At 72.0% G+C, this 8,884-nt stretch carries 12 protein-coding genes; 8 read left to right on the top strand and 4 right to left on the bottom strand.

Annotation, left to right across the window (positions count from 1 at the left end; translation table 11 throughout):
* Positions 1-729 precede the first annotated feature (729 nt).
* The 4 genes from dusB to AC5L30_RS29570 form a co-directional block, all read right to left on the bottom strand.
* Entirely contained in the window at positions 730-1,902 is a 1,173-nt protein-coding gene (gene dusB, locus AC5L30_RS29585; protein WP_494871257.1) for a tRNA dihydrouridine synthase DusB, read from the bottom strand.
* A gap of 64 nt (positions 1,903-1,966) precedes the next feature.
* Complete coding sequence (locus AC5L30_RS29580) at positions 1,967-3,346, bottom strand: glycine--tRNA ligase (RefSeq protein WP_494871255.1); 1,380 nt, start codon at positions 3,344-3,346, stop codon at positions 1,967-1,969.
* A 114-nt stretch (positions 3,347-3,460) separates the two neighbouring features.
* Entirely contained in the window at positions 3,461-3,940 is a 480-nt protein-coding gene (locus tag AC5L30_RS29575) for an Rv0361 family membrane protein (protein ID WP_494871253.1), read from the bottom strand.
* A 24-nt stretch (positions 3,941-3,964) separates the two neighbouring features.
* A complete protein-coding gene (locus AC5L30_RS29570; RefSeq protein ID WP_210786997.1) occupies positions 3,965-4,306 on the bottom strand; it encodes an antibiotic biosynthesis monooxygenase family protein in 342 nt (113 codons plus the stop codon).
* Positions 4,307-4,335: 29 nt separating this feature from the next.
* Between AC5L30_RS29570 and AC5L30_RS29565 the strand changes: the two genes are divergently transcribed.
* The 8 genes from AC5L30_RS29565 (at position 4,336) to AC5L30_RS29530 (ending at position 8,823) form a co-directional block, all read left to right on the top strand.
* Positions 4,336-4,593 (top strand): hypothetical protein, encoded by a 258-nt coding sequence (locus AC5L30_RS29565; protein WP_030338196.1) that lies wholly within the window; start codon positions 4,336-4,338, stop codon positions 4,591-4,593.
* Positions 4,594-4,647: 54 nt separating this feature from the next.
* Entirely contained in the window at positions 4,648-5,592 is a 945-nt protein-coding gene (locus AC5L30_RS29560) for a metal ABC transporter substrate-binding protein (protein ID WP_494871250.1), read from the top strand.
* Entirely contained in the window at positions 5,589-6,350 is a 762-nt protein-coding gene (locus AC5L30_RS29555) for a metal ABC transporter ATP-binding protein (RefSeq protein WP_494871248.1), read from the top strand. Before AC5L30_RS29560 ends, AC5L30_RS29555 begins: the two co-directional genes overlap by 4 nt.
* Before the next feature lie 3 nt (positions 6,351-6,353).
* Positions 6,354-7,220, top strand: coding sequence for a metal ABC transporter permease (locus AC5L30_RS29550; RefSeq protein ID WP_494871246.1), 867 nt, complete (start codon positions 6,354-6,356; stop codon positions 7,218-7,220).
* A gap of 43 nt (positions 7,221-7,263) precedes the next feature.
* Entirely contained in the window at positions 7,264-7,563 is a 300-nt protein-coding gene (locus tag AC5L30_RS29545) for an ArsR/SmtB family transcription factor (RefSeq protein ID WP_030338189.1), read from the top strand.
* Positions 7,560-7,958 (top strand): Fur family transcriptional regulator, encoded by a 399-nt coding sequence (locus AC5L30_RS29540; RefSeq protein WP_494871244.1) that lies wholly within the window; start codon positions 7,560-7,562, stop codon positions 7,956-7,958. Before AC5L30_RS29545 ends, AC5L30_RS29540 begins: the two co-directional genes overlap by 4 nt.
* Before the next feature lie 79 nt (positions 7,959-8,037).
* Positions 8,038-8,646, top strand: coding sequence for a hypothetical protein (locus AC5L30_RS29535; RefSeq protein ID WP_494871243.1), 609 nt, complete (start codon positions 8,038-8,040; stop codon positions 8,644-8,646).
* 9 nt (positions 8,647-8,655) lie between these two features.
* On the top strand, positions 8,656-8,823 hold the full coding sequence (locus tag AC5L30_RS29530) for a hypothetical protein (RefSeq protein WP_167337361.1): 168 nt from the start codon (positions 8,656-8,658) through the stop codon (positions 8,821-8,823).
* Positions 8,824-8,884: the final 61 nt, after the last annotated feature.

Below are 8,884 nucleotides of genomic sequence, written 5' to 3'. Positions count from 1 at the left end.
AACACCTCGCGGACTGGATCGCCACCCGCGGCTACGCCACCAGCTGACCCCAACCACCCAACGACACCGAAGGGCCGGACCCCACCACGGGGCCCGGCCCTTCGGCATGCCCGGGTCACTAACGCCGCGGGCCGAGCAGCACGGGCAGCCCGGGTCACTAGCCCGCAGGCCGAGCAGCACGGGCAGCCCTGGTCAGCAGCACGCAGGCCGAGCAGCGCGGGCAGCTCTGGCCAGCAGCACGGGCAGCGCGACGAGCCATGTCGTGCCCGCCGTCAGGCGCGAACGAAGTCGAGGGGCATCCGAGCCGACCGAGCCACTCACCCCGGCAAGCCGACCGCCGGACCGAGCCGCGCCGCCTCACAGCGGGCCACCCCACAGCGGGCAACCCCAGCCACTCACCCCGGCACGCCGGCCACCGGACCGAGCCGCGCCGCCCCACAGCGGGCAACCCCACAGCGGGCCACCCCACTGACCGCGTCACGGGTCCTTTGGAGCTGATGCCGTAGACGAATCAGAGGCATGGCCGCCCGAGCCGAACTGGTGATTCGTTCACGACATCAGCTCGATAGGGCGCGGAACTCGTCTGCCCAGCCCGCACGGAGTCGCGAGGGAAGACCAAGTGCCACGACCCGAGGGCTCGAGGATGACCGGCGCGCCGGCACGACTCTGCGGCGAGCCCGCGTTTCGGAGGGATGCCCGCGGGGCGCCTCCGGCCGACCGGCCAGAGGCTCAGCCGCCCGAGTCGTCCATCTCGGCGCCCTCGGGGACCGTGTCGTCGTCTCGACTGGCCAGCCAGCCCTCCGGCAGGAAGACCTTGCCGGGCGAGTTGGTACGGCCGCGCGGCTGACCCAGGGCGGTGACCGGGAACGGCTCCGCCGGGTCGAGCTTGCCGAGCAGGTCGTCGAGCTGGGCCAGGCTTTCGATCATCGCCAGCGAGCGACGCAGTTCGCCGCCCACCGGGAAGCCCTTCAGGTACCAGGCGACGTGCTTGCGGAAGTCGGTGCAGCCGTCCCGTTCACCCCGGGCCGGGTTGCGGGCGCCGGCCGAGAACTGGTCGACCAGCAGCTCGGCGTGCCGGCGCATGGTCACCGCCACCTCGCCGAGGGTGGGCAGCCGCCGCTCCGGCCGACCGTTGAAGGCGGCCTCCAGGTCGGCGAAGAGCCACGGTCGGCCCAGGCAGCCGCGCCCGATGACCACACCGTCGACGCCGGTGTGGGCCACCATCCGCAGCGCGTCGTCGGCCTCCCAGATGTCGCCGTTGCCGAGCACCGGCACGTCGAGGGCCTGCTTCAGGGTGGCGATGGCATCCCAGTCGGCGGTGCCCGAGTAGCGCTGCGCCGCCGTCCGCCCGTGCAGGGCCACCGCGGCCACGCCAGCCTCCTGGGCGGCGAGCCCGGCCTCGACGTACGTCAGGTGGTCGTCGTCGATGCCCTTGCGCATCTTGACCGTGACCGGCACGCCGGACGGTGCCGCGGCGGCCACCGCGGCCCGCACGAGCCGCGCGAAGAGCCGGCGCCGCCACGGTAGCGCCGCGCCGCCGCCACGCCGGGTGACCTTGGGTACGGGGCAGCCGAAGTTGAGGTCGATGTGATCGGCCAGGTTGCGCTCGACGACGATCCGCACGGCGGCGGCGGTGATCTCCGGATCGGTGCCGTAGAGCTGGAGGCTGCGGGGCTTCTCGTCGTCGCCGAACGTGATCATGCGCAGCGTCTTCGGGTTCCGCTCGACCAGCGCCCGAGTGGTGATCATCTCGCAGACGTAGATGCCGCCGCCCTGCTCCCGGCAGAGGCGACGGAACCCGACGTTGGTGATCCCGGCCATCGGTGCGAGCACGACCGGCGGCCACACCTGGTGCTGGCCGAGAGTCAGCGGGCGCAGCGCGGGCACGGTCGAGGCAGTCACCGGACAAGTGTACGGGGCCCCGACCGGCGCTTATCGCGTCGGCCGGGGCCCCGTGCGCAGGGCCTCAGCAGCCGGGGAGACGCTCGATCAGGTAGCGCTCGACCTGGTCCAGGGAGACCCGCTCCTGGGCCATCGTGTCCCGGTTGCGCACCGTCACGGCGTTGTCGTCCAGGGTGTCGAAGTCGACCGTCACGCAGAACGGGGTGCCGATCTCGTCCTGCCGGCGGTAGCGGCGGCCGATCGCCTGCGAGTCGTCGAACTCCACCACCCAGCGCTTGCGCAGCAGCGTCGCGAGGTCCTTCGCCTTGGGCGACAGCGCCTCGTTGCGGGACAGCGGCAGCACCGCCACCTTGACCGGGGCGAGCCGCGGGTCGAACCGCATGACGGTGCGCTTGTCCACGCCGCCCTTGGTGTTCGGCGCCTCGTCCTCGTCGTACGCCTCCAGCAGGAAGGCGAGCACCGCGCGGGTCAGACCGGCGGCCGGCTCGATGACGTACGGCATCCAGCGCTCACTCTTGCTCTGGTCGAAGTACGACAGGTCGACGCCGGAGTGCTTGCTGTGCGTGGAGAGGTCGAAGTCGGTGCGGTTGGCGACACCCTCCAGCTCGGCGAACTCGCTGCCACCGAACTGGAAGCGGTACTCAATGTCCACCGTCCGCTTCGAGTAGTGCGACAGCTTCTCCTTGGGGTGCTCGTAGAGGCGCAGGTTGTCCGCCGAGAGGCCGAGGTCGAGGTACCAGTTCCAGCGCTCCTGGAGCCAGTACTCGTGCCACTGCTCGTCGGTGCCCGGCTCGACGAAGAACTCCATCTCCATCTGCTCGAACTCGCGGGTCCGGAAGATGAAGTTGCCCGGGGTGATCTCGTTGCGGAACGACTTGCCGGTCTGCGCGATGCCGAACGGCGGCTTCTTGCGGGCGACCGTCTCGACGTTCTTGTAGTTGACGAAGATGCCCTGCGCGGTCTCCGGGCGCAGGTAGTGCAGCCCCTCGTCGCTCTCCACCGGGCCCAGGTAGGTCTTCATCAGGCCGTTGAACATCTTCGGCTCGGTGAAGGTGCCCTTGTTGCCGCAGTTGGGACAGTTCAGCTCCGCCAGTGAGGTCAGCGGCTTGCCGTGCTTCTCGGCGTACGCCTCCTCCAGGTGGTCCGCGCGGAACCGCTTGTGGCAGAACTGGCACTCGGTGAGCGGGTCGACGAACTCGGCGATGTGGCCGGACGCCTCCCACACCTTGCGGGCGAGGATCACCGCGGAGTCCAGGCCGACGACGTCGTCGCGCTGCTGGACCATGGTCTTCCACCACTGGCGGCGGACGTTCTCCTTGAGTTCCACGCCGAGCGGGCCGTAGTCCCACGCCGATCGGGTGCCTCCGTAGATCTCGCTGGAGGGGAAGACGAAGCCTCGGCGCTTGGCGAGGCTGACGACGGCGTCGATACGGTCGGCTGGCATGTTTCCTCCTACGCCGGCTGGCGGTCGGCGGGGGCGAGATGTGGATGGAACGGTCGGTTCGGGACAACGGTACGACCACCGTCCCCCCGAGCCCAGCAGAATACCGGGGGCGGGTCAGCTGACCTCGCAGACCTCCACGCCCCCGGTCTGCCTGTCCTGGCCGAGGCTGACCTGCTGCCGCTCCCGGTCGCCGCCGTCGAGGGTCACGTCGACCGGCACGGTCAGGTAGGTCGGGTCCACCTCGCCCACCTGGAACCCGGTCACCTGTGGTTCGGCGGCAGCGCGCCGCTCGAACTCCGGCCGGGACTCACGCCGCTGCGCATCGTCGCAGAGCTGGTCGTACGCCCGCCCGTAGTTCCGCTCGACCAGCGCCTGGTAGTAGTCGCCGGTCACGGTGCGGGCCTGCTCCCGGATCGCCTGGACTCCGCTGACGGCCAGGCCGACGACGGCGGTGCCGCCCCCGCCACAGCAGAGCACCACGGCGAGCGCGCCGACGCCGAGGCCGATCCAGAGCCGGGTCCGGCGGCCCTCGGTGGGCGGCGCGGCGAACGGCGGAGCCACCCCGGGACCGGGTGGCGGGGCGGGTGCGGTCATAGGAGCAGCGTAGTGTCCGGCGGCTCAGCGGTAAGGACCCGCAGCCCGATCACTCTCGGCGACGACCACGGCCCCGCCGGGGGCGGCGGTGGCCAGCGCCTCGTAGGCGGAGGGCTCATCGACGGACTCGGCGAGCAGCGGTACGGCGCTGACCTTGACCTCGAAGGCGCCCAGCGCCCGCCGGTACGTGCCGACCGACTCCCACTCGGTGACCAGTGACCAGTACCGGGGGTCGTCCAGTGCCCGGACCAGTTGGCCGCGCAGGTAGCCGGGCCGGGCGGCCAGCGCGGTGAGGGCGGCGTGCGCCCGTTCGGTGAAGCCGTCGGCGGCATCGACGTCGACCACGAACCGGTTGGTCACCAGCACCGGGGGTTCCTCCTCGTAGAGTCTGTGGGATGCAGCGTACGCAGCGCCCTCTGCTCGCCCGGTTGGCCGGGGCGAACCCGACGTCGGTGTTCCTGCTCACCCTGGTGGTGGTGCTGGTGGCGTTCTTCACGCCCGGGGTGATCGGCGGGCTGCTGACGCTCGCGCTCGCCGGGGTCCTGATCGCCCTGTTGGCGACGACCTGGGCGGTTCAGGCACCGCAGACCCGGCTGATCCGACTGGTGATGCTGACCCTGCTGGTGACGGTGGGCCTCGCGAAGCTCCTCTGACATGCAATCATGCGTTTTTGACAATCATTATCGTTGCCACGGACAGTTGACGACATGACCAACCGCGCCACGTACCGTGTCCTGGCCGCCGCGACCGCCCTCCTCGCCCTGGGCGCCGGCGCCGGCTGCTCCACCGGTGGTGCCGCCGGCGCCGACCCTGAGCGAGTCGACGTGGTGGCCGCGTTCTACCCCCTCCAGTTCCTGGCCGAGCGGATCGGCGGCGACGCGGTCCGGGTGACCAACCTGGCCAAGCCCGGCGCCGAGCCGCACGACCTGGAACTCAACCCGAGCCAGGTCGGTGAGGTCAGCGAGGCGGAGCTGATCGTCTACCTCAAGGGGTTCCAGCCGGCGGTGGACGACGCCGTCGCCCAGAACGGCGGCGACCGGGCGTTCGACGTGACCAGCGTGCAACCGCTGTTGGACGCGTCCGCTGGCGGGCACGACCACGAGGGCGAGGAGGGGCACGCCGAGGAGAGCGGCGGCAAGGACCCGCACGTCTGGCTCGACCCGACCCGGCTGGCCGGCATCGGCGACCAGCTCGCCCAGCGGCTCGGCAAGGCCGACCCGGACCACACCGGCGACTACACCGCCCGGGCGGCAGCCCTGCGCGCCGACCTGACGACCCTGGACAACGAGTTCAAGCACGGTCTGGCGACCTGCCAGCGGCGGGAGATCGTGACCAGCCACGCCGCGTTCGGCTACCTCGCCGACCGGTACCAGCTCGACCAGGTTGGCATCACCGGGCTGAGCCCGGACGTCGAGCCCTCGCCGCAGCGCCTCGCGCACGTGATCGAGGAGGCCAAGGAGCACCAGGCCACCACGATCTTCTTCGAGACCCTGGTCAGCCCGAAGGTGGCCGAGACCATCGCCGGTCAGGTCGGCGCGAAGACCGCCGTGCTCGACCCGATCGAAGGGCTCGCCGCCGGCAGCAACGGGGACTACCTTTCGGTGATGCGCACCAACCTGCGGACCCTGCAGACGGCCTTGAGCTGCTCGTGACCTCACCTGTCATCACCGTCGAGCACGGGGTGGTCGGCTACGACGGCCGCCCCGTGCTCCGGGACATCTCGCTCACCGTGACCGCCGGCGAGGTGGTCGCGATTCTCGGTGCCAACGGCTCCGGCAAGTCCACCCTGATCCGCGCCGTGCTCGGGCTGGTGCCGATCAGCGCCGGCTCGGTCACCCTCCTCGACCGGCCGTTGCGCCGGTTCCGGCAGTGGGCGCGCATCGGGTACGTCCCGCAGCGCCTGGGCGCCGGCGGCGGCGTGCCGGCCACCGTGCGCGAGGTGGTGGCCTCCGGCCGGCTGGCCCGTCGGGGGGTGCTGCGTCCACCGGGTCGAGCCGACCGGGCCGCCGTCGACGCCGCGCTGGACGCGGTCGGGCTCGCCGACCGGGCCGGTGACCCGGTCTCCACGCTCTCCGGCGGCCAGCAGCAGCGCACCCTGATCGCCCGCGCCCTGGCCGGCCAGCCGGAGCTGCTGGTCCTCGACGAGCCCACCGCCGGGGTGGACGCGGCCAGCCAGGAGGCGTTCGCCGGCGCGCTGCGCGACTTCGTCGCCGACGGCGGAACGGTGCTGCTGGTCGCCCACGAGCTGGGCCCGCTGCGCCCGGTGATCAGCCGGGCTGTCGTCGTCCACGAGGGTCGCATCGCGCACGACGGCGCGGTGCCGGACCCAGCCGGCCATCACGCGGAGCCCGACCACGACCACGTGCACCCGCACTGCTACGACGAGCCCGCCGGGCTGTGGAGCAACTGACCCATGGAACTCTTCCAGTACCCCTACATGCAGCGTGCCCTGATCGGCGCGCTGGTGATCGGCCTGGCCGCGCCGGCGCTCGGCATCTACCTGGTGCAGCGCCGGCTGGCGTTGATCGGCGACGGGGTGGGGCACGTGGCGCTGACCGGCGTCGGGGCGGGGCTGCTGCTCAACCGCTCACCGGTGCTGGTCGCGGTGATCGCCGCCACCATCGGCGCGATCGCCATCGAGGTCGTCCGCGCCCGTGGGCGTACCTCCGGTGACCTGGCCCTGGCCCTGCTCTTCTACGGCGGCATCGCCGGCGGCGTACTCCTGGTCGGTCTCTCCGACGCGACCAGCGCGAACCTCAACGCCTACCTGTTCGGGTCGCTGACCACCATCTCGCCCGCCGACCTGACCACCATCGCGGTGCTCGGCGCGGCGATCCTGGTCACGATGATCGCGTTGCGGCCGGCGCTCTTCGCGGTCAGTCACGACGAGGAGTACGCCCGGGTCTCCGGCCTTCCGGTCCGCACGCTGAACCTGCTGATCGCGGTCGCCACCGCGGTCACCGTGACCATCGCCATGCGGGCCGTCGGCGTGCTGTTGATCAGCGCGTTGATGGTGGTGCCGGTCGCCACCGCCCAGCAGGTCACCCGGGGCTTCCGCAGCACGATGACCGCCGCGATGGCGCTCGGGTTCTTCGCCGCCGGCTCGGGTGTCTGGGTGGCGGCTACGGCGGACACCGCGCCGGGCGCCTCGGTGGTGCTGGTGGCGATCGCCTCGTTCCTGGTGGTGGCCGTGGCAGGCGCTGTCTGGCGGGCCGTGCGTCGCCGGACGACGCCGACCGCGGCACCGACACCGGAGCCGCACGAGGTCGTGCTGAGCTGAGCCTGAGCAGCGTGACGTCGGTGGTATTGGTTACCGTTGCAGGATGACCAGCGCGACGGGCTACGACGGGTTCGACGGGGCCAGCGAGTTGCTCCGTGCTCTGTCCGCGCCCATTCGGCTGGCCATCGTCAGTGAGCTGGCCGGCGGCGAGCGGTGCGTGCACGAGTTGGTGGAGAAGCTCGGCGCGGCGCAGCCACTGGTCTCCCAGCACCTGCGGGTGTTGCGCGGAGCGGGCGTGGTGCGTGGCTCCCGCCGGGGTCGGGAAATCGCCTACAGCCTGGTCGACGAGCACGTCGCGCACATCGTGGCGGACGCGGTCAGCCACGCCGGGGAGGGATCATGAGCGAGAGCAGCGCCGCGGTGCGCAACACCCGGCAGCGTTCGGCGGTGAGCGCGCTGCTGGGCGAGATGGAGGGCTTCCACAGCGCCCAGGACCTGCACGCGATGCTGCGGCAGCGCGGCGAGCGGGTCGGCCTGACCACCGTTTACCGCACCCTCCAGGGGCTCGCCGACGCCGGTGAGATCGACGTGATGCGTCCGCCGGGCGGCGAGCACCTCTACCGCCGGTGCAGCGAGGGGCACCACCACCACCTGGTCTGCCGGGTGTGCGGGCGCACCGTCGAGGTGGCCGGCCCGGCCGTGGAGAGCTGGGCCGATCGAGTCGCCGCGCAGCACGGCTACGCCGACGTCAGCCACACCCTGGAGATCTTCGGCACCTGCCCGACCTGCTCACGCTGACCAGCGGCGCCCCGGCTGGCGCGACCCGGGCTCACTTCACGGCTACACCGGGCGGGGCGTTCGTGGCACGCTGGCCGGCGTGAAAATCTATGCCGATCGGTTTCCGACCGCCGCCCGTCAGTTGCTCACCGACCTGCTCGTCGTCGCCTGGGTGTACGCGGCGATCCGCGGCGCGCTGTGGCTGCACGACCTGGTGCAGAAGCTCGCCGTACCGGGGCAGAAGCTGGAGGGCGCGGGCAGTGGGCTCGCCGACAACCTGGGCGACGCCGGCAGCAAGGTCGGCCGGGTGCCACTGGTCGGCGACGAACTCACCGCACCGTTCCAGCGCGCCGCCGACGCCGCCCGGTCGCTCGCCGACGCCGGCCGCGACCAGCAGCACCTGGTCGACCAGTTGGCCCTGGCCCTCGCCATCGCGGTGCTGATCTTCCCGCTCGGCATCGTGCTCTTCGGGTGGCTGCCGCTGAGGGTCCGCTGGATGCGCCGGGCCGGATCAGCGGCGAAGCTGGCCGCCGGGCCGGCCGGCCGGGACCTGCTCGCCCTGCGCGCGCTGGCCACCCAGCCACTGGGCCAGCTGACCCGGATCGGCCCGGACGTCGCCGAGGCCTGGCGGCGCGGCGACGATGCGACCGTCGACGCCCTGGCCGCCCTGGAGCTGCGCCAACTCGGCCTACGCGGCCGGGGCCGCTAAGGTCGTCGGGTGTTCTACTTCCTCGTCGTCATCGCCGTCCTGCTGCTCGGCTACGCCGCCGTGCTGGTCTCCTTCGTACGCCGGGGCAAGAAGATCCCACCCGCGGCCTACCTGGCCCTGGCCGGGCTCAACGGCCTGATCCTGGCGGGAGTGCTGGCCTGGGCGGTCTCCCGCTGACCAACGCCGCCGACCCGCGCAGCCGCCGACCCGCGCAGCCGCCGGCCAGCCCGAGCGGCGG

The sequence above is a fragment of the Micromonospora sp. BQ32 genome, from assembly GCF_059358895.1.
The sequence above is the reverse complement of the archived record's forward strand: the minus strand, read 5'-3'. Positions and strand labels throughout refer to the sequence as shown.

Excerpts from the sequence above, each read along its gene's own strand:
- AC5L30_RS29580 (WP_494871255.1), bottom strand. The coding sequence starts at position 3,346 with ATGCCAGCCGACCGTATCGACGCCGTCGTCAGCCTCGCCAAGCGCCGA.
- AC5L30_RS29575 (WP_494871253.1), bottom strand. The coding sequence starts at position 3,940 with ATGACCGCACCCGCCCCGCCACCCGGTCCCGGGGTGGCTCCGCCGTTC.
- AC5L30_RS29565 (WP_030338196.1), top strand. The coding sequence starts at position 4,336 with ATGCAGCGTACGCAGCGCCCTCTGCTCGCCCGGTTGGCCGGGGCGAAC.
- AC5L30_RS29560 (WP_494871250.1), top strand. The coding sequence starts at position 4,648 with ATGACCAACCGCGCCACGTACCGTGTCCTGGCCGCCGCGACCGCCCTC.
- AC5L30_RS29550 (WP_494871246.1), top strand. The coding sequence starts at position 6,354 with ATGGAACTCTTCCAGTACCCCTACATGCAGCGTGCCCTGATCGGCGCG.
- AC5L30_RS29545 (WP_030338189.1), top strand. The coding sequence starts at position 7,264 with ATGACCAGCGCGACGGGCTACGACGGGTTCGACGGGGCCAGCGAGTTG.
- AC5L30_RS29540 (WP_494871244.1), top strand. The coding sequence starts at position 7,560 with ATGAGCGAGAGCAGCGCCGCGGTGCGCAACACCCGGCAGCGTTCGGCG.